The sequence below is a fragment of the Kitasatospora sp. NPDC053057 genome (assembly GCF_044546945.1).
Classification (GTDB): Bacteria; Actinomycetota; Actinomycetes; order Streptomycetales; family Streptomycetaceae; genus Kitasatospora.
On the sequence record NZ_JBITZP010000001.1, the window covers coordinates 523698 to 549487 of the forward strand.

24 protein-coding genes are annotated in these 25790 nt (G+C 72.9%); 17 read left to right on the plus strand and 7 right to left on the minus strand.

Translation table 11 applies throughout. From position 1 onward, the window contains the following. Positions 1–80 precede the first annotated feature (80 nt). On the plus strand, positions 81–1991 hold the full coding sequence (gene dxs, locus ACIG5E_RS02355; RefSeq protein ID WP_396530940.1) for a 1-deoxy-D-xylulose-5-phosphate synthase: 1911 nt from the start codon (positions 81–83) through the stop codon (positions 1989–1991). Further along, entirely contained in the window at positions 1981–3381 is a 1401-nt protein-coding gene (locus ACIG5E_RS02360) for an aspartate aminotransferase family protein (RefSeq protein WP_396530941.1), read from the plus strand. The genes dxs and ACIG5E_RS02360 overlap by 11 nt, the downstream gene beginning before the upstream one ends. 58 nt (positions 3382–3439) lie before the next feature. On the opposite strand, the gene ACIG5E_RS02365 is transcribed toward ACIG5E_RS02360, so the two are convergent. Then, on the minus strand, positions 3440–3712 hold the full coding sequence (locus tag ACIG5E_RS02365; protein WP_396530942.1) for a DUF6343 family protein: 273 nt from the start codon (positions 3710–3712) through the stop codon (positions 3440–3442). A 77-nt stretch (positions 3713–3789) separates the two neighbouring features. Between ACIG5E_RS02365 and ACIG5E_RS02370 the strand changes: the two genes are divergently transcribed. Then, on the plus strand, positions 3790–4008 hold the full coding sequence (locus ACIG5E_RS02370) for an I78 family peptidase inhibitor (RefSeq protein ID WP_396530943.1): 219 nt from the start codon (positions 3790–3792) through the stop codon (positions 4006–4008). Positions 4009–4030: 22 nt separating this feature from the next. On the opposite strand, the gene ACIG5E_RS02375 is transcribed toward ACIG5E_RS02370, so the two are convergent. After that, positions 4031–4873: a phosphatase PAP2 family protein gene (locus ACIG5E_RS02375; protein WP_396530944.1), complete on the minus strand. Its 843-nt coding sequence runs from the start codon at positions 4871–4873 to the stop codon at positions 4031–4033. 231 nt (positions 4874–5104) lie between these two features. Continuing rightward, positions 5105–5872: a 3-oxoacyl-ACP reductase FabG gene (gene fabG, locus ACIG5E_RS02380; RefSeq protein WP_396530945.1), complete on the minus strand. Its 768-nt coding sequence runs from the start codon at positions 5870–5872 to the stop codon at positions 5105–5107. A 372-nt stretch (positions 5873–6244) separates the two neighbouring features. Between fabG and ACIG5E_RS02385 the strand changes: the two genes are divergently transcribed. Then, positions 6245–7141 carry a MarR family winged helix-turn-helix transcriptional regulator gene (locus ACIG5E_RS02385; RefSeq protein ID WP_396530946.1) on the plus strand — a complete coding sequence of 299 codons (897 nt, stop codon included), beginning with the start codon at positions 6245–6247 and terminating at the stop codon, positions 7139–7141. Between the two features lie 285 nt (positions 7142–7426). Here ACIG5E_RS02385 and ACIG5E_RS02390 read toward each other — a convergent pair whose 3' ends face one another. Further along, positions 7427–8290, minus strand: a complete 864-nt coding sequence (locus tag ACIG5E_RS02390; RefSeq protein ID WP_396530947.1) for an aldo/keto reductase — start codon at positions 8288–8290, stop codon at positions 7427–7429. A gap of 451 nt (positions 8291–8741) precedes the next feature. Here ACIG5E_RS02390 and ACIG5E_RS02395 point away from each other — a divergent pair, with 451 nt between their 5' ends. The 12 genes from ACIG5E_RS02395 to ACIG5E_RS02450 all read left to right on the plus strand — a co-directional run bounded on the left by ACIG5E_RS02395 (position 8742) and on the right by ACIG5E_RS02450 (position 20923). Beyond that, positions 8742–10502 (plus strand): ABC transporter transmembrane domain-containing protein, encoded by a 1761-nt coding sequence (locus ACIG5E_RS02395; RefSeq protein WP_396530948.1) that lies wholly within the window; start codon positions 8742–8744, stop codon positions 10500–10502. A 43-nt stretch (positions 10503–10545) separates the two neighbouring features. Further along, positions 10546–12318: an ABC transporter ATP-binding protein gene (locus ACIG5E_RS02400; protein ID WP_396530949.1), complete on the plus strand. Its 1773-nt coding sequence runs from the start codon at positions 10546–10548 to the stop codon at positions 12316–12318. Between the two features lie 174 nt (positions 12319–12492). Further along, entirely contained in the window at positions 12493–12738 is a 246-nt protein-coding gene (locus tag ACIG5E_RS02405) for a lipopolysaccharide assembly protein LapA domain-containing protein (protein WP_396530950.1), read from the plus strand. A gap of 47 nt (positions 12739–12785) precedes the next feature. Continuing rightward, positions 12786–13514: an amino acid ABC transporter ATP-binding protein gene (locus ACIG5E_RS02410; RefSeq protein WP_396531023.1), complete on the plus strand. Its 729-nt coding sequence runs from the start codon at positions 12786–12788 to the stop codon at positions 13512–13514. A 19-nt stretch (positions 13515–13533) separates the two neighbouring features. Beyond that, entirely contained in the window at positions 13534–14448 is a 915-nt protein-coding gene (locus ACIG5E_RS02415; protein WP_396530951.1) for a glutamate ABC transporter substrate-binding protein, read from the plus strand. Positions 14449–14460: 12 nt separating this feature from the next. Then, a complete protein-coding gene (locus ACIG5E_RS02420; protein WP_396530952.1) occupies positions 14461–15105 on the plus strand; it encodes an amino acid ABC transporter permease in 645 nt (214 codons plus the stop codon). Further along, complete coding sequence (locus tag ACIG5E_RS02425) at positions 15102–15968, plus strand: amino acid ABC transporter permease (protein WP_396530953.1); 867 nt, start codon at positions 15102–15104, stop codon at positions 15966–15968. Before ACIG5E_RS02420 ends, ACIG5E_RS02425 begins: the two co-directional genes overlap by 4 nt. Positions 15969–16143: 175 nt before the next feature. After that, positions 16144–17049 carry a LysR family transcriptional regulator gene (locus ACIG5E_RS02430; RefSeq protein ID WP_033348451.1) on the plus strand — a complete coding sequence of 302 codons (906 nt, stop codon included), beginning with the start codon at positions 16144–16146 and terminating at the stop codon, positions 17047–17049. A gap of 119 nt (positions 17050–17168) precedes the next feature. After that, on the plus strand, positions 17169–17750 hold the full coding sequence (locus tag ACIG5E_RS02435) for a cysteine dioxygenase (protein ID WP_396530954.1): 582 nt from the start codon (positions 17169–17171) through the stop codon (positions 17748–17750). Between the two features lie 14 nt (positions 17751–17764). Then, the gene (locus ACIG5E_RS02440; RefSeq protein WP_396531024.1) at positions 17765–18814 is read left to right on the plus strand and encodes a YeiH family protein; all 1050 of its coding nucleotides are present in this window, start codon (positions 17765–17767) and stop codon (positions 18812–18814) included. Positions 18815–19009: 195 nt separating this feature from the next. Continuing rightward, positions 19010–19720: a spermidine synthase gene (locus ACIG5E_RS02445; RefSeq protein WP_396530955.1), complete on the plus strand. Its 711-nt coding sequence runs from the start codon at positions 19010–19012 to the stop codon at positions 19718–19720. A 153-nt stretch (positions 19721–19873) separates the two neighbouring features. Then, complete coding sequence (locus tag ACIG5E_RS02450) at positions 19874–20923, plus strand: TetR/AcrR family transcriptional regulator C-terminal domain-containing protein (protein ID WP_396531025.1); 1050 nt, start codon at positions 19874–19876, stop codon at positions 20921–20923. 104 nt (positions 20924–21027) lie between these two features. On the opposite strand, the gene ACIG5E_RS02455 is transcribed toward ACIG5E_RS02450, so the two are convergent. The 3 genes from ACIG5E_RS02455 to ACIG5E_RS02465 form a co-directional block, all read right to left on the minus strand. After that, on the minus strand, positions 21028–22878 hold the full coding sequence (locus ACIG5E_RS02455) for a hypothetical protein (RefSeq protein ID WP_396530956.1): 1851 nt from the start codon (positions 22876–22878) through the stop codon (positions 21028–21030). Positions 22879–23017: 139 nt separating this feature from the next. Beyond that, a complete protein-coding gene (locus ACIG5E_RS02460) occupies positions 23018–23893 on the minus strand; it encodes a TetR/AcrR family transcriptional regulator (protein ID WP_396530957.1) in 876 nt (291 codons plus the stop codon). Between the two features lie 69 nt (positions 23894–23962). Next, entirely contained in the window at positions 23963–24478 is a 516-nt protein-coding gene (locus ACIG5E_RS02465; RefSeq protein WP_396530958.1) for an NUDIX hydrolase, read from the minus strand. Positions 24479–24563: 85 nt separating this feature from the next. Here ACIG5E_RS02465 and ACIG5E_RS02470 point away from each other — a divergent pair, with 85 nt between their 5' ends. Next, complete coding sequence (locus ACIG5E_RS02470) at positions 24564–25784, plus strand: serine hydrolase domain-containing protein (RefSeq protein ID WP_396530959.1); 1221 nt, start codon at positions 24564–24566, stop codon at positions 25782–25784. The last annotated feature ends 6 nt before the right edge of the window (positions 25785–25790 follow it).

Genomic DNA, 25790 nt, shown 5'->3' on the forward strand with positions numbered 1-25790 from the left:
CCCGGGCCACCGTGCCCGGGCCGGCTCCGCCCCGCCGGGCGGAGGCACCACCGCACCGCTTCGAGTCGTGAGGTGTACCCATGTCACTGCTCTCCCGCGTCACGTCCCCGGCCGAGCTGCGCAAGCTCCCCGCGTCCGAACTGCCGCTGCTCGCCGACGAGATCCGCGACTTCCTGATCGACGCCGTCACCCGCACCGGCGGCCACCTCGGGCCCAACCTCGGCGTGGTGGAGCTCACCATCGCGCTGCACCGGGTGTTCGACTCGCCGTACGACCGGATCGTCTTCGACACGGGCCACCAGAGCTACGTCCACAAGCTGCTCACCGGCCGCCAGGACTTCTCCCGGCTGCGGATGAGGGGCGGCCTGTCCGGCTACCCCTCGCGGGCCGAGTCCGAGCACGACCTGGTCGAGAACTCGCACGCCTCCACCGCCCTCTCCTACGCCGACGGACTGGCCAAGGCCGCCCAGTTCCTCGGCCAGCACGACCGGCACACCGTCGCGGTGATCGGCGACGGCGCGCTCACCGGCGGGCTCGCCTGGGAGGCGCTCAACAACATCGCCGACGCCAAGGACCGGCCGCTGGTCATCGTCGTCAACGACAACGAGCGCTCCTACGCCAGGACGATCGGCGGCCTCGCGCATCACCTGGCCACCCTGCGCACCACCCAGGGCTACGAGCGCTTCCTCGCCCTCGGCAAGGGGGCGCTGCAGCGCACCCCGCTGGTCGGGCAGCCGATCTTCGACGCGCTGCACGGCGCCAAGAAGGGCTTCAAGGACGCCTTCGCCCCGCAGGGCATGTTCGAGGACCTCGGGCTGAAGTACCTCGGGCCGATCGACGGCCACGATGTGGGCGCGGTGGAACAGGCGCTGAGGCAGGCCCGCAACTTCGGCGGACCGGTCATCGTGCACTGCCTGACCGTCAAGGGGCGCGGCTACCTGCCCGCCGAGCAGGACGAGGCGGACCGCTTCCACGCCGTCAACCCGATCGACCCGTACACCTGCCTGCCGATCTCGCCCAGCGCCGGGGTCTCCTGGACCTCGGTGTTCGGCGAGGAGCTGGTCGCGCTCGGCGCCGAGCGGCCCGACCTGGTGGCGATCACCGCCGCGATGCTCCAGCCGGTCGGGCTGGCGCCGTTCGCCAAGGCGTACCCCGACCGGACCTTCGACGTCGGGATCGCCGAACAGCACGCCGTCACCAGCGCGGCGGGCCTGGCCACCGGCGGGCTGCACCCGGTGGTGGCGGTGTACTCGACCTTCCTGAACCGGGCCTTCGACCAGGTCCTGATGGACGTCGCCCTGCACCGGCTGGGCGTCACCTTCGTGCTGGACCGCTCCGGGGTGACCGGCTCGGACGGGGCCTCGCACAACGGCATGTGGGACATGTCGATCCTCCAGGTCGTCCCCGGGCTGCGGCTCGCCGCGCCGCGCGACGCCGAGCAGCTGCGGGCCCAACTGCGCGAGGCCGTCGAGGTCGGGGACGCGCCGACGGTGGTCCGCTTCCCCAAGGGGAACGTCGGGCCGGCCGTCCCGGCGGTCGAGCGGATCGGCGGGACGGACGTGCTGCTGCGCACCGGACCGGTGCCGGAGATCCTGCTGGTGGCCGTCGGCAGCACCGCCTCCGCCTGCCTGGACGCCGCCCGGCTGCTGCTCGCCGAGGGCTTCACCGCGACCGTGGTCGACCCGCGCTGGGTCAAGCCGGTCGATCCGGCGCTGCCCGAACTCGCCGCCGCCCACCGGCTGGTGGTCACCGTCGAGGACAACGGCCGTACCGGCGGCGTGGGTTCGGCCGTCTCCCAGGCGCTGCGCGACGCCGACGTGGACGTCCCGGTGCGGGTGCTCGGCCTGCCGCAGGAGTTCCTCGACCACGCCGCGCGCGGCGAGATCCTCGAGGAGGCCGGTCTGACCGGCACCGGGGTCGCTGCCCAGACCGCCGTCTTCGCCAAGAACCTGCTACCGACCCGAGGAGCGAACCCGCGCCATGCCGGCTGACCCAGACCGCCCCGCCTTCGACCTCGCCGCCCTGCTCGCCGAACGTCGGGGCGAGCGCTACGAGTTGCACAGTCGCTACCTCAACCCGCAGCTGCCGCGGATGCTGCGCACGATCGGCTTCGACAAGTACTACGAGCGCGCGGAGGGCCAGTACTTCTACGACGCCGAGGGCAACGAGTACCTCGACATGCTGGCCGGCTTCGGCATCTTCGCGCTCGGCCGCCACCACCCGGCGGTGCGCTCGGCGGTCCAGCAGGTGATGGACCTGGACCTGCCGGACCTGCTCCGCTTCGACTGCTCGCCGCTGCCCGGACTGCTGGCCGAGCGGCTGCTGTCGTACGCGCCCGGCCTGGACCGGGTGTTCTTCGGCAACAGCGGCACCGAGGCGGTGGAGACCGCGCTGAAGTTCGCCCGGTACGCCACCGGGCGCAAGCGCGTCCTCTACGCCGACCACGCCTTCCACGGGCTGACCACCGGCTCGCTGTCCGTCAACGGGGAGAGTGGCTTCCGCAAGGGCTTCGAACCGCTGCTGCCGGACACCGCCATCCCGCTCGGCGACATCGGGGCGCTGGCCAAGGAGCTGAAGCGCGGGGACGTCGCGGCGCTGATCGTGGAGCCGATCCAGGGCAAGGGCGTCCAGGCGCCGCCGCCCGGGTGGCTGCGCGCGGCCCAGGCGCTGCTGCACGAGCACAAGGCGCTGCTGATCTGCGACGAGGTGCAGACCGGGATCGGCCGCACCGGCGAGTTCTTCGCCTACCAGCACGAGGAGGGTGTGCTGCCCGACCTGGTGTGCGCGGCCAAGGCGCTCTCCGGCGGGTACGTGCCGATCGGGGCGACGCTCGGCAAGAGCTGGATCTTCGAGAAGGTGTACTCCTCGATGGACCGGGTGCTGGTGCACTCGGCCAGCTTCGGGTCCAACGCCCAGGCGATGGCGGCCGGGCTGGCGACCCTGGAGGTGATGCGCGAGGAGAAGGTGGTGGAGAACGCCCGGCAGGTCGGCGACCGGTTCCGGTCGCGGCTCGCCGAGCTGGTCGACCGGTACGAGCTGCTCGCCGAGGTACGCGGCCGCGGGCTGATGATCGGCATCGAGTTCGGCCGGCCCAAGTCGCTGAAACTGCGTACCGGTTGGACGGCCCTCCAGGCGGCGCGCAAGGGGCTGTTCGCGCAGATGGTGGTGGTCCCGCTGCTCCAGCGGCACCGGATCCTGACCCAGGTGTCCGGGGACCACCTGGAAGTGATCAAACTGATCCCACCGCTGATCATCACCGACCGGGACGTGGACCGGTTCCTGGACGCCTTCGCCGAGATCATGGACGAGGCCCACCGGGGCAACGGACTGATGTGGGACTTCGGCCGGACCCTGGTGAAGCAGGCGGTGGGCAACCGGTAGGGCCGCGCGGAGTGGGAAGTCGGCCGGACCGACTTCCCACTCCATGGGAGACACCGCGTCAGAGCTCGGTCCGGCGACGCCGGATGACCACCACGAGGTCGACGACGGCGAACAGGGTGATCAGCCCGAGGGCGATCGCGAAGCCGGTCAGGGTGCCCCGGCTGGGCGCGCCGTCCACCGGCGAGGAGGCCGCCCAGAACGCGAAGCCCGCGGTCCCCAGCGCGAACAGCGGGGTGAAGGTCAGCGAGAGCAGGTAGCGGAGCTTGAGATCGCTGCGGGCGGTGGCCGGCTCGGTGCCGCTGCGCCACCGTCGCCGGGTGGTGGTGCGCATCGCCGTTCACCTCCGGGCCGTGCGGGTGGGGGCTACGATTCCAGCGTACGTCCGAGGGGGAGAGCCGGGGAGGCATGATGACGGGATCGGACGCCGCGGGGGCGGGCACGACGGGGGAGGACGCCGAGGGGTACACGGGGCTGCGGATCGAGCGGGCCCGGGAGCTGGCCCGGCGGCACGGGTGGGCCTCGGTCCGGGTGCTGGAGCCTGGGCAGCTGATCACCATGGAGTACCGGGAGGGGCGGCTCAACCTCACGGTGCGGGACGGCGTGGTCGAGCGCAGCTGGGAAGGGTAGGGGCCCGTCCGTGCGGTGGGGCTCAGCGCGCGAACCGTCGATGGAGCCGTTGTTCGGCGACGGCGACCAGGGGTTCCAGCAGCGGCAGGGAGAGCAGCACCAGCAGTCCGGCGGCCCAGCCGGCCAGCACGTCGGAGACCCAGTGGGTGCCCAGGTAGACGGTGGTCAGGCCGATCGAGCAGGCGGTGGCGGCGGCGATCACCGCGCCGGTGCGCCGCCAGCGGACCGCCAGGTAGGCGAGCACGCCCCAGGTGACCACGGCGTTGGCGGTGTGGCCGGAGGGGAAGATGGTGCCGCCCGAGAACAGCTCGGGCGAGCCGACGTACTGGGCGTAGTGCGGGCCGAGCCGGCCGGTGACGATCTTGACCGCGCCGACCGTGACGTTGAGCAGCAGCAGGGCGACGCCCATGACCAGCAGCGGGCGCAGCCGGCCGAGCCGGCGGGCGCGCCAGAGCAGCCAGGCGAAGGCGGCGATGGCGCTGGGCCCGCGCTGGCCGACCACCACCCAGGAGTTGAGCAGCGGCTCCAGGCTGGGCCACCGCTCGTACGGGCGCAGCAGGCGGACCGACCAGTCGAGGTCGACCAGGTCGGTGTTGAGCAGGACGCCGGCCAGGACCAGCAGGTAGACCGCGAAGGTCCCGGCGAACAGGGCGGCCCGGCGGCGGCTCATCGGGGGCCAGCCGGGCTCGCCGCGGTCGGGGCCGGTCGGGCTGGGGTCGGTCAGGCCGGGGCGGGTCGGGCCGGGGCCGGTCGGGCCGGGCAGGCGGGCCGGGGTGCGGCCGGGGACCGGGAGTTCCCGACGTTCGGCGGTGCGGCGTTCCGGCTCCTGCCGCGGAATGCGAGCGGCGGTACTTCTGGATTGCACGGGGTGACCATACCCATTCGACCGGGGGTATCCCGGAGCGAATTGTCATTTTCCCGGGAAATCGACAATTGGGTCGCTGTCAGGTGACCCGGGGAGTGATTTCCAGTATTCCAGGATCGAATGCCAGTGTGGTCTTCGAATGATTCTGCAAAAGCCCCGGTAAAGAAAACAGAGCGGGAGGCCGGCTCGCCCGGCTTCCCACTCCGTGGTAACCCTGTGTAGGTTCGGTGCTCAGTCGAGGGGGCCGCCCGCGACGTAGATCACCTGTCCGGAGACGAAGCCCGCGCCCTCGCCGGCGAGGAAGGAGATGGTGTTGGCGACATCCTTCGGCTCGCCGACCCGCTGGACCGGGATCTGGGAGGCCGCGGCGCGCTTGAAGTCCTCGAAGTCCATGCCGACCCGGGCGGCGGTGGCCGCCGTCATGTCCGTGGCGATGAAGCCGGGGGCGACGGCGTTGGCGGTGATGCCGAACTTGCCCAGCTCGATGGCCAAAGTCTTGGTGAAGCCCTGCAGGCCGGCCTTGGCGGTGGAGTAGTTGGCCTGGCCGCGGTTGCCCTGGGCGGACGAGGAGGACAGGTTGACGATGCGCCCGAAACCGGCGTCCACCATGTGCTTCTGCACCGCGCGGGTCATCAGGAAGGCGCCGCGCAGGTGAACGTTCATGACCGTGTCCCAGTCGGACTCGGACATCTTGAAGAGGAGGTTGTCGCGGAGCACGCCCGCGTTGTTGACCAGCACGACGGGGGCGCCGAGCTCGGCGACCACGCGGTCGACGGCGGCCTGGACCTGCTCGGCGTCCGAGACGTCGGCGCCGACGGCCAGGGCCCGCCCGCCGGCGGCGGTGATCCGGTCGACGGTGTCCTTGCCGGCGGCCTCGTCCAGGTCCAGGACGGCGACCGCGTAGCCGTCGGCGGCCAGCCGGACGGCGGTGGCGGCGCCCAGCCCGCGGGCGGCGCCGGTGACGACCGCGACCCGGGTGGCGGTGCTCTGCTCGGTCATGCGCGCTCTCGTCTCTCTCGGGGGTGCCTCCGGGGAGTGCCCCCGGAGAGGGTGCCCACACCCTACCGGCGGGTAGGGGTGGCGGCCAGGGCGGAGAGGCGCAGGTGACGGTCGGTAAGGACCGACCGGTCGGCTTTCTGCTGAGAACGGGTTACTGCAAGGGCGTGGCAGCGCGTAAATATGCCAATGTTGCCGAACCTGCGTCTACTATCCGCCCCTGCCTGCCAGCAAGGGCCCGCCGTTTGTATAGTGTCCGCCAGCAGCCACCGGCTGCACGGCTGGAGCGCCCTCCCTCATAGCTGGACGCCCACTCGCCGTTACTGCCCCACCCGGGTGTCCCACACACACCGGGTGTGACATCGGGACGGATACATGGTGCTGGGGGAGATCCCGACAACCCGCGGGTCCGCGCGACTGCAGCAGTCGCCCGGACACCTCATTCGCGTTGCACAGCAGGTTCACACCCGGCTGTGGTCCGAGCACGTCGGAGCCGATCTCACAGCTCCGCAGTTCGCGGTCCTGCTGGTGCTCGCCCTCGAACCGGGCGCGGACCAGCGGACGGTCGGCGAGCGCGCCTCGCTCGACAAGGCCACGATGGCGGAGATGGTCGCGCGGCTGGTCCGCCGCGGCCTCGTGCTGCGAAGGCGCGACCCGGCCGACGGCCGGCGCAAACTGCTCGCCCTCTCGCAGGGCGGCGCCCAGGCGGTGCGTGAGGCCACCGGTGGTGTGGTCCGCGTCCAGCGGGTGCTGTTCGAGCCCCTCACGCCGGAGGAGCAGGTCGAGATCGTCCGGGTGATGGCCAAGATAGCCAGGCTGGAGCCCGCGGCGGTGGCCGTCTTCTCCGACGCGCGGCCGATACTGGACGCCCAGCGGGCGATCGGCTACCTGATCAGGGTCGGCCAGCAGGTGCACACCAAGCTCTGGTCGGAGCACGTCGGCGCGGAGCTAACGGCTCCGCAGTTCGCCGTGCTGGACGCGCTGGAGCTGGAACCGGGCGCGGACCAGCGCACGGTCGGCGAGCTGGCCTCGCTGGACAAGGCCACGATGGCCGAGATGGTCAGCCGGCTGGTGCGCCGCGGTCTGGTGCAGCGCCGGCGTGACCCCTCGGACGGGCGGCGCAACCTGCTCTCGCTCTCGCCGGCGGGTCAGGACCTGTTGCACCGCTCGGCCGCCGGGGTGGCCGAGGTCCAGCGGCTGCTGCTCGCACCGCTGGCGGAGGAGGAGCACGAGGCTGCACTCGCGCTCATCGCCAAGGCGGCCAGGCTCTAGCCCAAGCTTTGGTAACAATAGCCAAAACGATTCACCAAAGCTCCTGAAGTCCTCGGTTGTCGACATCGGCCGCCGTTGGCGCAGGTGAATCCGGGCACACCGAAGTGCCGCTCGTCCCTGACCGGAACGGGCGGTACTTCGATATGACCGACTGTCAGAACTGTCAGAACTGTCAGAACTGCCAGGACCGTCAGAGCTGTCAGAGCTCTCGGAACCGTCAGGACCGTCGGGACTGTCGTTGTCGGGGGCGCCGGGCCGGTTCGGCCGGCGCCCCCACGGCCGGCGTCAGTTCCAGTCGAACCCCTGAGGGTCCGGGCCGATCCGCTTGCCGGTGGCGACACCGGCGACCGCGGCGAGGTCCTCGGCGTCCAGCTCGAAGCCGGTGACGTCGAGGTTCTCCCGGATGCGGGACGGGGTGACCGACTTCGGGATGGCGATCACGCCGTTCTGCAGGTGCCAGCGGAGCACCACCTGGGCGATCGTGCGGCCGTGCTTCTCGGCGATCTTCGCCAGCGCCGGCTCGGCCAGCAGCTCCCCGCCCTGGCCCAGCGGGCTCCACGCCTCGGTGGCGATGCCGTGCTGGGCGTGGAAGGCGCGCAGCTCCTCCTGCGGGAAGTACGGGTGCAGCTCGACCTGGTTCAGCGCCGGGACGACCGAGCCCTCGTCCAGCAGGCGGGTCAGCTGCTCGGGGCCGAAGTTGGACACGCCGATCGACTTGACCCGGCCGCCCTCCTTCAGCTGCTCCAGGGCCTTCCAGACGTTCAGGAAGGTGCCGTGCATCGGGCGCGGCCAGTGGATCAGGTACAGGTCGATGTAGTCGAGGCCGAGCTTCTCCAGGGAGGCGTCGAACTCGCGCAGCACCGCGTCGCGGCCCTGCTCGCCCGACCAGTCGCGGGTGCCCGAGTTCCACAGCTTGGTGGTGACGTAGAGGTCCTCGCGCGCGAGGCCGCCCGCCAGTGCCTCGTTGATGGCCGCACCGGTGCCGGTCTCGTTCTCGTAGATCGCGGCGGTGTCGATGGAGCGGTAGCCCGCCTCGATCGCGGTGCGGACCGCGGGGGTGGCCTCGGCGTCCGGCACCTGCCACACACCGAAACCGAGCTGCGGGATCTGCGCGCCGTCGTTCAGGGTGACGCTGGGGATGTTGCTCACGGGAAGGGGTGCCTTCCTGGTCGTCCGTTGGTTCCAGAGGGGCAACTGGTGCCCCGGCACGATTGTTCCCGCCGTTCGGGCGAATCTTTGGCGAAGCTTTACGACGGCGTGGCGTGCACCGGGGGCGTGCGCCGGGGCCGCCGCGACCGGGGCGGCGGAAAACCTGTTGCGCGGATCACACCGGGCTTGGCAGGCTCGCGGACATGACCTCCTGAGACTCGGGTCCTTCGTGCCCATCCCTTGTCCGTCCGGCGCCTGCGTCGGACGTGTCGACGTCGCCGCGCCGCTGCGCCGCGCGTCCATCGCCCGTCCTCGTGCGTGAGCGGGGCGGCCGCGCCGTACGGCCTGCGCCCGTGTCTCCCGCATCTGCGTAACTCCGTACCTCCGCTCCTCGGTACCTCCGCACCTGCCGCAGCTTTCGCACCTTTCACACCTTCCGCATCGGAGTGTCATGCCGCTCACCCCCCTGCCGCTGGCCGACCCCGGCAGTCCTGACCTCTCCTCACCCCTCGCCTTCCTCCGCTGGCTGCAGCGCGCCCAGCGGCGCGGGCAGATCCGCGCCACCTGCTGGGCACTGGTCGAGATGGGCGCCCAGGCCGCGCTGCCGGTGTCGCTCGGGCACGGCGTCCAGGCCGCCGTCGACGGCGACGCCGGCGGCATCTGGCGGGCCGGCGCGCTCGCCCTGCTGCTGTCCGCCGTCGCCGCGGGCGGCACCGTGCTGCTGCACCGGCAGGCGGTCTGGAACTGGATCCACGCAGCTTGCCACGTACGGCAGTTGGTGGCCGGCCATGCCTCGCACCTCGGGGCCGGGCTGTCCCGGCGGATCGCCACCGGCGAGGTGGTCGCGGTCGGCAGCGGGGACGTCGAGCGGATCGGCTGGTACGTCGAACTGGTCGCCCGGGTCCGGGCCGCGGTGATCGTCTGGCTGGCCGTCAGCTCGGTGGTGCTGGTGGTCGAGCCGGTGCTCGGGGTCGGGGTGCTGCTCGGCGTCCCGGTGCTGGCCGCCTCGGTCTGGCCGCTGATCGGGCCGTTCGAACGGCGTTACGAGAAGCAGCGCGAGCTCGGTGGCAAGGCCACCGAGCTGGCCGCCGACACCGTGGCCGGGCTGCGGGTGCTGCGCGGCATCGGCGGCGAGGAGCTGTTCCTGGAGCGGTACCGGGCGGCCTCCCAGAAGGTCCGCGCGGCGGCGGTGCGCTCGGCCCGGGTGTGGTCGCTGATGCAGGCCCAACAGGTGCTGCTGCCCGGCCTGTTCGTGGTCGGGGTGACGTGGTGCGGCGCCCGCCTGGCGGCCTCCGGCGAGCTCGGCGTGGGCACCCTGATCGCGGTCTACGGCGCGACCGCCTTCCTCGCCGCGCCGCTGCGGATCCTGGGCGAGGCCGCGCACGCCTGGAGCGTCGCCCGGGTCTCCGCCGGACGGGCCGTGCGGTTGCTCTCGCTCAGCCGGACCAGCGGCGGGGCCGAGGGCGTGCTGACCCGGCCGGGCCGGTCCGACCTGCACGACCCGGTCACCGGGCTGACCGCCCGGGCCGGCGAGCTGACCGCGGTGGTCTGCGGGGACCCGGACTTCGCCGGGGCGCTCGCCGAGCGGCTCGGCGGGCACGTCCCGCCGGCCGAGGGCGAGCCGGAACTGCCCTCCGTCCGGCTCGGCGGCACCGAGCTGGACACCGTGCCGCTGGCCGAGGCCCGGGCGGCGGTGCTGGTCCACGACAAGGAGCCGGTGCTGCTCTCCGGCACGCTGGCCGAGCTGTTGGACATCCCGTCCTCCGGTCGGGTCCCGGCGGCCGAGGCGCTCGCCGCGGCCCGCTCCGAGGACGTGCTGGAGGCGCTCGTGGACGGCTCGCCGGAGTGCGCGGGCGACCCGATGCGCGCCCGGATCACCGAGCGCGGGCGCTCCCTGTCCGGCGGGCAGCGCCAGCGGCTCGCGCTGGCCCGCGCACTGCTGGTCGACCCGCCCGTGCTGGTGCTGGACGAGCCGACCAGCGCGGTGGACGCCCACACCGAGTCCCGGATCGCCGGCGGGCTGCGGGACATCCGGGCCGGGCACACCACCGTGGTGTTCGCGACCAGCCCGCTGCTGCTCGACCAGGCGGACCGGGTGGTACTGGTGCGCGACGGCCGGGCGGTCGCGGCCGGCCGGCACCGCGAACTGATGCGCACCGAACCGGCCTACCGGGCCGTGGTCACCAGGGACGAGGAGGCCGCGTCGGTATGAGCACCGCCGTCAACCGTCCGGCCCAACGAACGAGGAGTACGTCATGAAGCCTCCCGTCCACGAGGAACAGGGGCCGGCCACCACCCTGCCGGTCGGCTCCCCGGCCGCCGTCCGCCGCTATCTGGGGCTGCTGGCGCGGCGGCACCGGGGCGGGTTCGCCGCCGTGGTGTCGCTGCACTCGGTGGCCACCCTGGCCGGGCTGGTCGGGCCCTGGGTGCTGGGCAGCCTGGTCGAGTCGCTGGCCACCGGCACCGCCGGGGCCACCATCGCGGTGGCGGTCGGCTGGTACCTGCTGGCGCTCGCGGTGCAGTCCGCGTTCACCGGCTGGTCGCGGATGCGCGGTGCCGTACTCGGCGAGCGGGTGCTGGCCGACCTGCGCGAGGACTTCCTGGTCCGCTCGGTCGCGCTGCCGACCGGCGTGCTGGAGCGGGCCGGCACCGGGGACCTGGTCTCGCGGGGGACCACCGACATCGACCGGCTGGACAAGTCGGTGCGCGAGGCGGCGCCCGAACTCGCCGTCGCGATCGTGTCGTTGCTGCTGGTGATCGGCGCCCTGCTGGTGACCTCGCCGCTGCTCGCGCTGACCTCGCTGGTCGGGCTGCCGCTGCTGCTGGCCAGCTCCCGCTGGTACTTCCGGCGCGCCCCGCAGTCCTACCGCAACGAGGCGGCCGGGTACGCGGCGGTGAGCAACGTGCTGGCCGAGACGGTGGACGCCGGGCGGACGGTCGAGACGCTGCGCCTCGGCGAGCAGCGGGTCCGGCTGACGGACCGCAAGCTGCGCGAGTGGCTGGCCTGGGAGCGCTACACCCTGTGGCTGCGCTCGGTCTGGTTCCCGACCATCGAAGCGGTCTACACCTCGGCCGTGCTGGCCACCCTGGTGGTCGGCGGGCTGTTCACCCTCAAGGGCTGGCTCACCGTCGGCCAGTTGACCACCGGCGTGCTGTACGCCCAGATGCTGATCGGCCCGGTGGACCTGATCCTGCGCTGGTACGACGAGCTGCAGATCGGGCAGGCCTCGCTGGCCCGGCTGGTCGGCGTGCACGAGGTGCCGGAGCACGAGGGGGACGAGTCGGCGCATCCGGAGGGCCGCCGGGTCGAGGCCCGGGACGTCCGCTTCGGCTACCGCGAGGGCGCGGACGTCCTGCACGGGATCAGTCTGGACGTCGCCCCGGGCAGCCGGGTCGCGCTGGTCGGCCCGTCCGGGGCCGGGAAGTCCACCCTCGGGCGGCTGCTGGCCGGGATCTACGCGCCCGGCCGCGGCAGCGTCACCCTCGGCGGGGCGGCGCTGTCCCGGATGCCGGCCGAGCGGGTCCGCTCCGAGGTCGCCCTGGTCAACCAGGAGCACCACGTGTTCGTCGGCACCCTGCGGGACAACCTGCGGCTGGCCGCGCCCGAGGCGGACGACACCGAACTGCGGGCCGCGCTGGACGCGGTGGACGCCGGGGCCTGGGTGGACGCCCTCCCGGAGGGGCTGGACACCGAGGTCGGCTCCGGCGGCACCTCGCTGACCCCGCCGCAGGCCCAGCAGCTCGCCCTGGCCCGGTTGGTGCTGGCCGACCCCCACACCCTGGTGCTGGACGAGGCCACCTCGCTGCTGGACCCGAGGGCCGCCCGGCACCTGGAGCGCTCGCTGTCCCGGGTGCTGGAGGGCCGGACGGTCATCGCCATCGCCCACCGGCTGCACACCGCGCACGACGCGGACGTGATCGCGGTGGTCGAGGGCGGGCGGATCAGCGAGTACGGCAGCCACCCGGAGCTGGTCGCGGCCGGCGGCCCGTACGCGGCGCTCTGGCGCTCCTGGCGGGACGAACGGTAGGGCGCACCTTCGGACTCCCGCCCGGGGGAGTCCGAAGAACCGCCCGGGAGAGGCGCGGCAGTGTAATGGGTGTCCGAAACCCGTGCGGCGCCGGATTGCCCCGTGCGGGTTACTCCATGGTCCGGAAGGGCGCGTAACCGGGCAAATCGTCAGCCCGGCCAGCAGACTGCTCCGGTGACCAAGATTTCAGACGGCTCGTCCCGCCCCCAGCGCAGCGAGATCGGCGGGATCCCCACGCGGTACATCGGGATCGGCGTCATCGTCGTCCTCGCGGTGTGGTTCCTGTTCGCCAACCTCGACAAGGTCGAGATCCAGTTCTGGGTGTTCACCGTGACCGCGCCGCTCTGGATCGCGCTGCTGGCGACGCTGGTCGCCGGCGGCGTGCTGGGCTGGCTGCTGAAGGGACGGCGCGCCCGGTGAGCACCGTTCCCGAACCGGCCCCGACCGGTTCCTCGGCCTTCACCCCGCTGATCGAGATGCGCGGGGTCAACAAGCACTTCGGCGACCTGCACGTGCTGCAGGACATCGAGCTGACGGTCGGCCGGGGCGAGGTCGTCGTGGTGATCGGCCCGTCTGGCTCCGGCAAGTCCACGCTCTGCCGGGCGATCAACCGGCTGGAGCCGATCGAGCGCGGCACCATCGTGATCGACGGCCAGCCGCTGCCCGCGGAGGGCAAGGGGCTGGCCAAGCTGCGCGCCGAGGTCGGCATGGTGTTCCAGTCCTTCAACCTGTTCGCGCACAAGACCGTGCTGCAGAACGTCTCGCTCGCCCAGATCAAGGTCAGAGGCCGCGCCAAGGCGGAGGCGGATGCCAAGTCCCGCTCGCTGCTGGAGCGGGTCGGCCTCTCGGCGCACGCCGACAAGTACCCGGCCCAGCTCTCCGGCGGCCAGCAACAGCGGGTCGCGATCGCCCGCGCGCTGGCGATGGACCCCAAGGCGCTGCTGTTCGACGAGCCGACCTCGGCGCTCGACCCCGAGATGATCAACGAGGTGCTGGACGTCATGCGCCAGCTCGCGAGCGAGGGCATGACGATGGTCGTGGTCACCCACGAGATGGGCTTCGCCCGGGCTTCCGCGAACCGGGTGGTGTTCATGGCCGACGGCCGGATCGTCGAGGACCGCGCCCCGGAGAACTTCTTCAGCGCCCCCGAGAGCGAGCGTGCCCGGGACTTCCTGTCCAAGATCCTGAAGCACTGAGGGCGGCGCCGTGAACCGTATGACGACGCCCGCCGCGCGGGCGCGCGGCCGCCTGACCGCCGCCGCCCTGCTGCTCGCCGTACTGGTGGCCGGCTGCGGCAAGGCCGGCACCCCGCCGCCCAAGGGCCCCCAGCCCAGCGCGCTGCCCAGCTACCAGGTGCGGGACGCCTCCTCGATCACCGGCTCGCCGACCCTGGACGCCGCCCGCAACCGGGGCCACCTGGTGGTCGGCGCCAAGGAGGACCAGCCGTACCTGGGCCAGAAGAACCCGGCCACCGGTGTGTACTCCGGCTTCGACATCGAGATCGCCAAGATGGTCGGCGCCTTCCTCGGCTTCCCGCCGGAGAAGATCCAGTTCAAGACCATCGCCTCGGCCAACCGCGAGACCGCGCTGCAGAACGGCCAGGTGGACTACTACGTCGGCACCTACACCATCAACGACAACCGCAAGAAGCTGGTCGGCTTCGCCGGGCCGTACTTCATCGCCGGGCAGTCGCTGCTGGTGCGCAAGAACGACAACAGCATCCACGGGCCGCAGGACCTGGACGGCAAGAAGGTCTGCTCGGCGGCCGGCTCGACCCCGTACCAGCGCATCCAGTCGCAGTACCCCAAGGCGCACCTGATCGGCTACGACACCTACTCGGCCTGCGTGGACAACCTGATCACCGGCCAGGTCGACGCCGTCACCACGGACAACGCGATCCTGCTGGGCTACGCGGCCAAGGTGCCGGACGAGCTCAAGGTGGTGGGCCCGCTGTTCTCGACCGAGCCCTACGGGATCGGCACACCGAAGAACGACACCGTGCTGCGCGGGGCGCTGAACGACGCGCTGGCGCACCACGAGCAGAACGGTGACTGGAAGAAGGCCTTCGACGCGACCCTCGGCCTGTCCGGGGAGCCTGCGCCGAACCCGCCGACGATCGACCGGTACTGAGGGGGCTGCGCCGTGAAAACGCTGACCGACAACTGGTCGACCTACTGGGACGGCTTCCTCGGCACGCTCTCGCTGTTCGTGGTGAGCGCCGTGCTGTCGCTGGTGCTGGGCGTGCTGATCGCGGGCTTCCGGGTCTCGCCGGTCCGGCCGCTGCGGGTGTTCGGGACGGTGTGGGTGACGGTGCTGCGCAACACGCCGCTGACCCTGCTGTTCTTCATCGTGGTGCTGGGCCTGCCCCGGTTCAACATCACCCTGCCCTTCTACGCCTTCGCCGTGCTCGCCCTCGGCTTCTACACCTCGGCCTTCGTCTGCGAGTCGATGCGCTCGGGCATCAACACCGTGCCGTCCGGGCAGGGCGAGGCGGCCCGCAGCCTGGGCATGAGCTTCGGGCAGACGATGGGCCTGGTGGTGCTGCCGCAGGCGTACCGCTCGGTGGTGGCGCCGATCGGCAGTGTGATGATCGCGCTGGCGAAGAACACGGCGATCGCCGGCTCGTTCAGCGTCACCGAACTGCTGGGCACCTACCGGACCATCAACGAGCTGGGTTACAGCATCATCTGGACCTTCCTCTGGATCGCCGTCGGCTACCTGATCATCACCCTGGCCATCAGCGCCGTCTTCAACCTGCTGGAACGACGAGTGGCGGTGTCCCGATGACCGTTGAATCCTCGGCGCTGTACGACATCCCCGGCCCGAAGGCGCTGGCCCGGCACCGGCTGTACGGCGGGATCGCGCTGCTGCTGATCGCGGCGCTGGTCGGCTGGGTCGTGTACATGCTGTTCCACACCCACCAGTTCATCTACGCAAAGTGGGAGCCCTTCGAGTACCGGGGCGTGCAGGACCTGCTGCTGCGCGGGCTGGGCAACACCCTGCGGGCCTTCGGCTGGACGGTGCTGTTCGCGCTGCCGTTCGGCGCGCTGTTCGCGGCCGGCCGGCTGTCCGACCACCGGGTGGTGCGCTGGTTCGCCACGCTGGTGGTGGAGTTCTTCCGGGCCATGCCGGTGCTGGTGATGATCTTCTTCGTCTTCGTCGCCCTCAAGGTGCAGCCGCTGTGGGCGCTGGTGGCCGGGCTGGTGCTCTACAACGGTTCGGTGCTGGCCGAGGTGTTCCGGGCGGGTGTGCTCGCGGTGCCCAAGGGGCAGCGGGAGGCGGCGTACGCGCTGGGCATGCGCAAGACCCAGGTGATGACGTACGTGCTGGTGCCGCAGGCCAACCGGGCGATGCTGCCGGCCATCATCAGCCAGCTGGTGGTCGCGCTCAAGGACACCTCGCTGGGCTTCCTGATCACCTTCGAGGAGTTCCTGCACGCGGGCAAGCTGATCGCCACCAACCTGGACTACGACCTGCCGTTCATCCCGGTGGTGATCGTGATCGCGCCGATCTACATCGGCATGTGTCTGCTGCTGTCCTGGCTCGCCCGCTGGGTCGAGCAGCGCAGTCGGCGCAGCCCGAGCGTGCGGGGCGGGGCGCCGGTGGCCGAGGCCGGGGTGACTATGGGGCTGCCGCCGTCGGCGCAGTAGCGCGCGTGCGTCGTGGGCCCGCGGTGGTGGTCGGCGTGTCGTGAGGCCCTGGTCGGGGAAGCCTGGTTCGAGGCTGAACCATAGGTGCGGATGGGGTCGGGGCCTGGACCTCCAAATTCCTCTTATGATTGCGGAGGCAGGCGACAGACGACCGGGCGGAGGGGCCATGGAGCCGGTGTTCGACTCGCGGCACATCAGGACGTTCCACGAGGTCGTCCGGGCCGGCTCCTACTCGGCCGCCGCCCGGGAGCTCGGCTACACCCAGCCCGCCATCACCCAGCAGATGAAGGCCCTAGAACGCACCGTCGGCGTCCCGCTGTTCACCCGCGCCGGGCGCGGTCTGCGGCTCACCGAGGCGGGCGAGGCGCTCTCCCGGCACGCCGAACTGATCCTCGGCAGCCTCTCCGCCGCCCAGCAGCAGCTCGCCGCGCTCGCCCGGCTGCGCGCCGGGCGGGTACGGGTCTGCGCCTTCCCCAGTGCCAACGCCACGCTGATACCGGAGGCGATGGCCCGGCTGCTCGCCGAGCACCCCGGCGTCCGGGTCGAGCTGCTGGAGGCCGAGCCGCCGGACTCCGTCCAGCGGCTGCTGCGCGGCGAGTGCGACATCGCGCTGGCCTTCCGCTATCCCGGCCAGGCCACCGAGGTGCCGGACGGGCTGGACGAGATCCCGCTGATGGAGGACCTGCTCACCGTGCTGCTGCCGGTCGGGCACCCGCTCGGCCGCCGGCACGCCGTCCGGCTGGCCGACCTCGACGGCGAGCGCTGGATCGCCGGCTGCCCGCGCTGCCGGGCCAACCTGCTGCACGTCTGCGCGGAGGAGGGCTTCGCGCCGGACATAGTGTTCTCCACCGACGACAACCTCGCGGTGCAGAGCCTGGTCGCCGCCGGGGTCGGGATCGCGCTGATGCCCGCGCTGGTGCTCTCCTTCATGTGCCACCGCAAGGTCACCGGGCGGGCCGTCGAGCCGCACCTGCGGCGGCAGGTGAGCGCGTACGTGCTGCGCGAGCACCGGCGGATCCCGGCCACCGCGCTGGTGCTGGACCACCTGCGGCAGGCGGCGGCGAGCCGGGTCGGGTGCTGAGGCCCGTCCGACTCCGGCCTGTGGCCGGTCCGAACTCGGTCGATCCATAAGCACGAGTGGGGGTATTGCTTAGAAGCCCTCGTTGGACGTGATAGGTCGGTCGGTCCGAACCTGCTGGTATGACATCCTCAGCCACGGTCGGCAGCGACCGGCTCACCGAGCGGATGACCGCGCTGGTCAGCGAGATCCGCGCCGTCGTGGACCGCGGACTGCCACCCGAACTCACCGCGTACCTGGTCGGCGAACGCCTCGCCCCGCACCTGCTCACCGCCCCCGACGGGCCCGACGCCCTGCTCACCCCCGCCCAGCGCGAGGGCGACCCGCAGCGCTACCGCCAGCACGTCCTGCACGCCGAGGCGGACGGCAGCTTCTCCGTCGTCGCGCTGGTCTGGCTGCCCGGACAGCACACCCCGATCCACGACCACGTCTCCTGGTGCGTAGCCGGGGTCCACCAGGGCCAGGAGAGCGAGACCCGCTACCGGCTGGTCTCCGACGGGCGCAGCTCCCGACTGGTCGAGACCGAGCACGTGGCCGGCCCGGCCGGGACGGTCGCCGCCTTCGCCCCGCCCGGCGACATCCACCTGGTGCGCAACGCCTGCAGCACCACCGCCATCTCCATCCACGTGTACGGCGCGGACGTCTCGCGGCTCGGCACCAGCATCCGGCGGGTCTACCAGCTCCCCGCCGACCAGGAGCGGTGAGCCGCGACGTGGCACTGACCCTCCGGGAGCGGGCCGCCCGCACCCGCTCTCTCCCCCCGCTCGGCGGGGACGCCCCCGGCCTGCTGCTCGCGGCGGTCGGGGTGGCCGCCGCGATCGCCGTCCACGCGGCCGTCCCGGCCGTGCCCAAGCTCACCGCCGCCGTCGTGCTCGGCATGGCCGCGGCCCACCTGCCCGGGCTGCGCCCGGTGGTTCGCGGGGTCGCCCGGCCCGGGCTGTCGATGGCCGGGAAGCGGCTGATGCGGCTCGGGATCGTCCTCCTCGGGCTCAAGCTCAGCCTGGACGACGTGCTCGGCCTCGGCTGGGCCACCGTCGCCATGGTGCTCACCGTGGTCGCCGCGACCTTCGCCGGCACGCTCTGGCTGGGCCGGCGGCTCGGACTGCCCGGCGACCAGCCGCTGCTGGTCGCCACCGGGTACTCGATCTGCGGGGCCTCGGCGATCGGCGCGGTCAGCCAGGCGGCCGGTAGCGAGGAGGAGGACGTCGCCTCCTCGGTCGCGCTGGTCACCCTCTGCGGGACGCTGGCGATCGCCGTACTGCCGCTGCTGCAGCACCCGCTGGGGCTCGGCGAGATCGAGTTCGGGCGCTGGGTCGGTGCGAGCGTGCACGACGTCGGGCAGGTGGTCGCCACCGCGCAGACCGGCGGGCCGGGAGCCCTGCGCGAGGCCGTGCTGGTCAAGCTGATGCGGGTCGTGCTGCTGGCGCCGCTGGTCGCGGGCGTCGCCGTGGTGGCGCGGCGCAACGCGCGCGGGGCCACGGCGGACGGTGTCGCCAAGAGTGGCAGCCGGCCGCCGATCGTGCCGCTGTTCGTGGCCGGGTTCCTGGCGATGATCGTGCTGCGCACCACCGGGGTACTGCCCGAGCGGGCGCTCACGCTGGCCGGGGACGCGCAGGAACTGCTGCTCGCCGCCGCCCTGTTCGGGCTGGGGAGCGCGGTGCACCTGCCGACCATGGTGCGGACCGGTGGACGGATCGCGCTGCTCGGGCTCGGTTCATGGGTGGTCGTCGCCGGTGTGTCGTACGCGGGCGTGCTGATCACGACCTGACGGCGGCGGCTTGCGTCCGGGCCGGGTCCCTTCGGGGGCCCGGCCCCGTCCGTAGGCTCGGCCCTGTCGGGCCCGGCCCGTGTCCGTGGGGCCGGTCGATTTTCACGGGCCGGGCGGGTGCGGACTCGGTTATTGTCGGGCGGGTGATCGCCCGCACCGGGACGATCCTGCTGCCGAGTCCGTCGAGGAGGACGTATGACCACCGCACTGCCCGAACGGGACGGCCACGAGGCCGTCGTCACGCTCGACCGGCGGGAGGGCCCGTTCGGCGAGGTGGTGTTGCGGCAGCGCGGACGGCACTACGAGATCATCGCCAACGGGTGCTTCCTGATGGACACCGCCGACGGGCGCTCGGAGCGGCTGCTGATCCAGGCGGCGCTGGACGAGCTGGACCGGACCGGCGCCGGCGTGGCCGCGCCGTCGGTGCTGATCGGAGGGCTCGGGGTCGGCTTCTCGCTCGCGTACGCGGTGGCCGAGCCGCGATGGGGGCGGATCGCCGTCGTCGAGCGGGAGAGCGCGATCATCGACTGGCACCGCAGCGGCCCGCTGGGCGGCTTCTCCGGCGGTGCGCTGGACGACGAGCGGGTCGCGGTGATCCACACCGACCTGCTGGAGTACCTGGCGGCGTCCGACGGCGAGTGCTACGACGCGCTGTGCCTGGACATCGACAACGGGCCGGACTGGACCGTCACCGACTCCAACTCCGGGCTCTACGGGGCGGACGGGCTCGCGGTGCTGTGGCACCGACTGCGGCCCGGCGGGGTGCTGGCGGTGTGGAGCGCGCAGCCGTCGTCGGACTTCGAGGAGGCGCTGCGGGCCGCGGGTTTCGCGGACGTGGTCAGCCGGGAGGTCCCGGTGAGCCGGGGCGTGCCGGACGTGGTGCACCTGGCGCGGCGCTCCGGCTGAACTGGGCTGCTGCTCGCTCCTGTTGGCGGCGGAGGCCGTCAACTGGCCGGAGGCTCGTTCGGGTTGGGGTTTGCCCGAGGGTTGTGGCCGACTGCTAGCGTGGGCGCCTGCGGTGCACTAGTGCGGTCGGTCGAGCGGGCGGTGGTGGTTGTGGTGGACGGCGGGACGCCTTCGGAGCGGATCGCGGCCGAGCTCCGACGCCGGATCGCGGCAGGGGAGTTGAAGCCGGGCGGCCGTGTGCCCTCCACGCGGCGGATCACGCAGGAGTGGGGCGTGGCGATGGCCACCGCGACCAAGGTGCTGAACCGGCTGCGGGAGGAGGGGCTGGTGCGGGCCGTCCCGGGGGTGGGGACGGTGGTGGTGGCCCGGCCGGCGCCTGTGGCGGCTCGTCCGGCTGCGACTACGGCTGCGGCTGTCGCTGAAGCCGCGGCTCCTGCCGCGGGTCGGGACGCAGCGCGGGCGCCGGGTGTGGCGGGCGTGCGGCGGGCGAAGGGCGGGGAGCGGGAGCTCGGCCGGGAGCGGATCGTCGAGGCCGCGGTGCGGGTCGCCGACACCGAGGGTCTGGCGGCACTGTCGATGCGCCGGGTCGCGACCGAACTGGGCGTCGCCACCATGTCGCTCTACCGTCATGTGCCGGGCAAGGACGAGCTGTTGCGGCTGATGATGGACAAGGTCTTCGGTGAGCAGCCGCTCCCGGGGGCGCCGGCGTCGGACTGGCGGACGGGGCTGGAGGAGGTCTCGCGGCTGCAGTGGCGGATCTACCGGACCCACCCGTGGCTGGCCTCCACGATGTCCTTCACCCGGCCGGTGCTGGCGCCCGACGCGGCGCTGCACACCGAGCGGGCGATTTCCGTCCTGGCGGGGCTGGGGCTGAGCTGGGAGGAGATGGCCCAGGCGTCGGTCAGCCTGGCGGCCTTCACCTGCGGGCTGGCTGTCCACTTCGAGCGGGAGGCGCAGGCCGAGCAGGACAGCGGGATGTCCGCGGACGAGTGGATGGACCGGCTGGACGACGAGGACCACGACCGGCTGATGGCGGACCCGGAGCGCTTTCCGATGTTCGACGCACTGAACCGGGGGCCGGAGATCGACCTCAGCCTGGACGCGTTGTTCGAGTTCGGGCTGGCACGGATGCTGGACGGGGTGGGGGCGCTGATCGAGGCGCGGGGGAAGGGCGGCGAGAAACAGATGACAACCGACAGCTGACACCTGACAGATGACAACTAACAGATTTCAGCGAACGAAATCTGAAATCTGTTAGTTGTCATCCATTATCCGTCGACAGTCGGCGGCCCGGCTATTGCCGTCCGTCAGCCGAACGGGCGGTGCTCCGGCGCCGCGTCAGCCTCCGCCTCGGTCTCCGCCTCCGGCTCGTCCGCGGTCGGGGCCAGGCCCGCGATGCCGAAGGGGTCGAAGTCCGGCGGCGGGATCATCACCGGAGTGCCCTTGCGCTTGGCCGGCTCCTCCGCGTTCGCTGCGGGCGCGGTCACCGGCGTGGTCTGGGCCGGGATCAGCGGTGGGGTCGAAGGCGGCGGCGGGACGGCCGGGCCCTGAGAGGCGAGGGCGGTGCCGAAGGGGTCGGGCTTCTGCTCGGCCGCGACCGTCGTCCCGAACGGGTCGGGGGCCGCCGTTCCGGCGCCCGCGGCCGGCGTAGCGGGTTCGTCCGCGGTCGGGGCCAGGCCCGCGATGCCGAAGGGGTCGAAGTCCGGCGGCGGGATCATCACCGGAGTGCCCTTGCGTTCCGCCGGCTCCGCGCTGACGGCAGCGGCGGCGGCGTCCGCCGCCGCCTCCTCCTGCGCGACGGGCGCGAATGGGTTGAAGTCCGCGGGCGGGATGCGCACCGGCGTGCCGCGCAGGTGCACCGGCTTCTCCTCCGGCTCCTCCTCCGGCTCCTCCGGCACGGGCGCAGCGGTCGAAGCGGCGGGAGGCGCCACCGGCACCGGCACCGGTGCGGCCTCCTGCGCGGGCGCGGCCGCCGCCGTCAGCGGCACGCCGTCCCAGCCGAACTGGATGCTCTTCAGCAGCTCCGCGAACGCCTCCGTGTACAGCTCCCAGTCCTCCGGCCGGGCCGTGGACAGCTGGGCGCACAGCACCGTTCCGCCGTCCGGCAGCGGCACGAACGCCTGGACGGCCGAGGTGACCACCCAGCGGCGCTGTCCGTCGGCGGCCAGCGGCCCGGGCACCGGGACGGTCCGCCCCTCGACCAGGACGGCGGCCGGACCGGCCGGCAGCAGCACCGTCCAGACCTCGGCGTGCCGCCGTACGGTGGCCAGCTCGGTGGCGAAGGCGGTGATCGGCAGCGGGTGGCGGGCGAGCGAGATGACGAGGGTGGCCTCGGAGGCGCGCCCGTCGACCTCCAGCGCGCACACGCCCGCATAGCGGACGCCCGCGTCCTGGACCAGGTCGGTCAGGGTCGCCGAGATCACCGCGAAGTCGCGGCGCGGCTCCGGGCCGGTGGCGCTGAACAGCTCCTCGGCGACCTCGGCCAGGTGCCCGGTCAGCTCGGCGGCCGCCGCCACGGTGGCCCGGTCGGCCCCGTCGGCGTCCGTGGTCCCGTCGCCGCCGTCCGGAAGCGGGGGCACCGTACGGGCGGAGACCCCGGGGGGCCCGCCGGGGGAGGTCAGCGGGTGGAAGCCCGGCGGGACGACCAGCCGGACCTCGGTGCCCGCGCCGGTGGCGAGTTCGACCGGCTGCCGGGTCTGCCGCCCGGCCGCCAACGCGGCCAGCGCCGGGGCGAACGGCGGGCGCAGCTTGGCGTCGGCGAACTCGCCGGTGACCGGCAGCTGGAACAGCGCGGCCGAGGTGGTGCCCCGGTCGGCGATGGCGCCGCGCACCGCCCCGCCGCCGTAGCGGTGGTGCAGCGCGGTCGTCACCCGGTCGGCGATCCGCGCGCCGGTGCCCGGCCGGGCCGTGCCGGCGGTGATCACCGTGCCGAGCCGGTCGAGGGCCTCGTGCACCGGCCCGTTGGGGGCCAGCGGCAGGCCGAACAGCGCCTCGGCGGCGGGGTGTTCAGCCGGTTTCAGGGCGCTCAGCGAGGCCGCCGGGTGGCGCGAGGTGTGCTCGTCGAAGAGGGCGTCGGTGAGGGTGCCGAGGGTCGCGCAGACCTGCTCGGCCGCCGCGAAGGGGTTGGCCTCCGCGCTGAACTGGACGTCCTGGGTCAACTGGTGAGCCCCCCGCTCTGCTCCGTCTGCCGTCGGTGGTTCGGGTGGGACGGGGCCCGCCGGGGCGGCGCGCCGTCAAGTCCCCGCCCATTCCTATCAGAGCCGACCGTCGTCGCCGAACCGCAGGATCACCCGATGATCACTCCGCGGGGTCCTCGGCGGAACCCTCCATGGCCTGCGCGGACGCTTCGCCCACCGACCCGGCGGGCTGTGTCCCGGTGGCCAGCGCGGTGACCGCGTCGAGGATGCCGGGCACGGCGAACAGCCCGGCGAGGTCCTGGACCAAGCGCCCGGTCGGTCCGTCGGGCCGCTCATCGGCGAAGAAGGATGCCAGCTCGGCGGCGAGCGCGGGCTCCCTGGCGGCGGTCAAGGTGAGCGAGGCGACGAACTCCTGCACCAGGTGCAGCTGCAGTTCCTCCAGCGGAACGGACCGTTCGGCCAGCCACTCCAGCGAGGTGATCTCGGCGTTGGCGATCCAGGCCCGGACGGTCAACCGCAGCCCGGCGCTCGGCGCGGGGATCGCCAGGTGGCTGAGGATCTGGTCGTGCGCGGCCCGGCGCACCTCGTCGATCACCGCCGAGGTGCCCGCGCTGGCCGCCACCGAGCCGCCCCGCAGCAGTGCGGCGAAGCCCGGCCCGTGGCTCTGCACGAAGTCCAGGTAGCGGCCCATCACCCGGTACAGCCGATCCGACAGCGGCCCCTCCATCGGCTCCTCGAACCGGGCCGAGAGTTCCCGCCCGGCGCGCCGCAGCGAGGCCTCGTAGAGCGCCTGCTTGCCCGGGAAGTAGTGGTACACCAGCGGCCGGGAGGCGCCCGCGGCGGCGGCGATGTCGTCGATCGACACCTCCTCCGGCGGACGCCGGCTGAACAGCTCCAGCGCCACGGCGATCAGCTGCTCCCGCCGCTCGTCCACGCTCAGCCGCCGGCGCGGCCGCTCACCCGCGGCGCCCCGGTCGGGGGCGGCGGCGGTCCGTGCTGCGCGGTCGGCCGTCGGCGACGGCGTACGGGAGGCCATGCGCGTCAGCCTATCCGGCGCCCGCCCGCGGGCCCATGCGGCCTGGCCCGCCCTGCCTGACCGCGCTGCCTAGCCCTGGCGCTCCAGGTAGCGGCGGTGGGCCTCCAGGCCGTCGGGGACGAAGGTGTCGCGGGCGAGGCGCTCGGACAGTTCGGCGGGGGTGAGCCAGGCGTGCCAGGCGACCTCGGACTCCTGCGGGGAGACCGGGCCGTCCCACTCCGCCTCGTACATGTCGCACCACCAGGAGAGCTTGCCGCCGTCGGGCTCCCGGAAGAGGAACTTGAAGATCGGGCGCGGCGCGATGCCGTGCACCCCGAGCTCCTCCTCGGCCTCGCGGACGGCGGCCTCGGCGTAGGTCTCGCCGGAGCCGACCACGCCGCCGACCCACATGTCGTACGCGCCGGGGGCGAACAGCTTGGTGTCGGTGCGGCGATGGACGAAGATCCGGCCGGCCGGGTCGCGGACCATGATGAAGACGCAGCGGTGGGTCAGCCCCTGCCGGTACACCTCCCCGCGCAGCGCGGTCCCGATCACCCGGTCGTTGTCGTCGACGATGTCCAGCAGCTCTTCGGCAGGGTTGGTCATGAGCGACAGGTTAGGGTTTCGGGGCCCGCTTCGAACGCGGGATCGATCAATTGGACGGCGACGAACGACCTGAGGACGGCACGCGGTGGTGGACATCTGGGGCGAGACGGCCGAGGGGTTCGAGCCCGTACGGGAGGCCTTCGCGCGGAACTTCGCCGAGTACGGCGAACTGGGCGCGGCGTTCGCGCTGTACCTGCGCGGGCGCAAGGTGGTCGACCTGTGGGGCGGGGACGCCCGGCCCGAGGTCGGCGGGCGGCCGGCGCCCGCGGTGCCGTGGACGGCGGACACCGCCCAGGTGCTGCGCTCGGTCACCAAGGGGCTGACCGCGGCCACCGCGCTGCTGCTGGCCGAGCGCGGCCTGCTCGACCTGGACGCGCCGGTGGCCTCGTACTGGCCGGAGTTCGCGGCGGCCGGCAAGGGCGCGGTGCCGGTGCGCTGGCTGCTGTCGCACCAGGCCGGGGTGCCGGCGCTGGACGTGCCGCTGCGCCTGGAGGACGTGCTGACCTGGGAGCGGGCGGTGGCCGCGGTGGCCGCGCAGGCGCCCGCCTGGGAGCCGGGCACGGCGCACGGCTACCACCCGTACACCTTCGGCTGGCTGGTCGGCGAGGTGGTGCGCCGGGTGAGCGGCCGCACCGTCGGCCAGTACTTCGCCGAGGAGATCGCCCGGCCGCTCGGGCTGGACCTGTGGATCGGGCTGCCGGCCGGCGCCGCGCCCCGGGTCGGCAAGCTGGTCGACCTGCCCGCCCCGGAGGCGGCCCGGACCGGCCCGAGCGGGCTGCGGCTGCGGCCCAAGCAGTCCGTCCGGGACGCCTACCAGGACCCGACCTCGCTGACCGCCCGCGCCTTCGCCTCGGTGCTGCCCGGGGTGAACATGAACGACCCGGCCGTGCAGGCCGCCGAGATCCCGGGGGCGGGCGGCATCGGCACCGCCCGCTCGGTGGCCCGGTTCTACGCGGCGCTGATCGGCGTGGCCGACCGTCCGGACGGCTCCGGCGCACTGCTGCCGCCGCTGTTCGGCCCGGAGGTGCTGGCCCGCGCGGTCGGGCCGGTGGTGAACGGCCCGGACCAGGTGCTGATCGTCAACTCCACCTTCGGCCTGGGCTTCTGGCGCCACGGCCCGACCGCGCCGATGACGTCCCCGGCGAGCTTCGGCCACCCGGGCCGGGGCGGCTCGCTGGGCTTCGCCGACCCGGAACTCGGGCTCGGCTTCGGGTACGTCACCAACGGCATGCAGCCGGGTGTCACCGGGGACGTCCGCTCGCGCAACCTGATCCGCGCGGTGCGGGGGTGCCTGGGGCTGTCCTGAGACCGG

Excerpts from the sequence above, each read along its gene's own strand:
- dxs (WP_396530940.1), top strand. The coding sequence starts at position 81 with ATGTCACTGCTCTCCCGCGTCACGTCCCCGGCCGAGCTGCGCAAGCTC.
- ACIG5E_RS02360 (WP_396530941.1), top strand. The coding sequence starts at position 1,981 with ATGCCGGCTGACCCAGACCGCCCCGCCTTCGACCTCGCCGCCCTGCTC.
- ACIG5E_RS02365 (WP_396530942.1), bottom strand. The coding sequence starts at position 3,712 with ATGCGCACCACCACCCGGCGACGGTGGCGCAGCGGCACCGAGCCGGCC.
- ACIG5E_RS02370 (WP_396530943.1), top strand. The coding sequence starts at position 3,790 with ATGACGGGATCGGACGCCGCGGGGGCGGGCACGACGGGGGAGGACGCC.
- fabG (WP_396530945.1), bottom strand. The coding sequence starts at position 5,872 with ATGACCGAGCAGAGCACCGCCACCCGGGTCGCGGTCGTCACCGGCGCC.
- ACIG5E_RS02385 (WP_396530946.1), top strand. The coding sequence starts at position 6,245 with ATGGTGCTGGGGGAGATCCCGACAACCCGCGGGTCCGCGCGACTGCAG.
- ACIG5E_RS02395 (WP_396530948.1), top strand. The coding sequence starts at position 8,742 with ATGCCGCTCACCCCCCTGCCGCTGGCCGACCCCGGCAGTCCTGACCTC.
- ACIG5E_RS02400 (WP_396530949.1), top strand. The coding sequence starts at position 10,546 with ATGAAGCCTCCCGTCCACGAGGAACAGGGGCCGGCCACCACCCTGCCG.
- ACIG5E_RS02415 (WP_396530951.1), top strand. The coding sequence starts at position 13,534 with ATGACGACGCCCGCCGCGCGGGCGCGCGGCCGCCTGACCGCCGCCGCC.
- ACIG5E_RS02425 (WP_396530953.1), top strand. The coding sequence starts at position 15,102 with ATGACCGTTGAATCCTCGGCGCTGTACGACATCCCCGGCCCGAAGGCG.
- ACIG5E_RS02435 (WP_396530954.1), top strand. The coding sequence starts at position 17,169 with ATGACATCCTCAGCCACGGTCGGCAGCGACCGGCTCACCGAGCGGATG.
- ACIG5E_RS02445 (WP_396530955.1), top strand. The coding sequence starts at position 19,010 with ATGACCACCGCACTGCCCGAACGGGACGGCCACGAGGCCGTCGTCACG.
- ACIG5E_RS02460 (WP_396530957.1), bottom strand. The coding sequence starts at position 23,893 with ATGGCCTCCCGTACGCCGTCGCCGACGGCCGACCGCGCAGCACGGACC.
- ACIG5E_RS02465 (WP_396530958.1), bottom strand. The coding sequence starts at position 24,478 with ATGACCAACCCTGCCGAAGAGCTGCTGGACATCGTCGACGACAACGAC.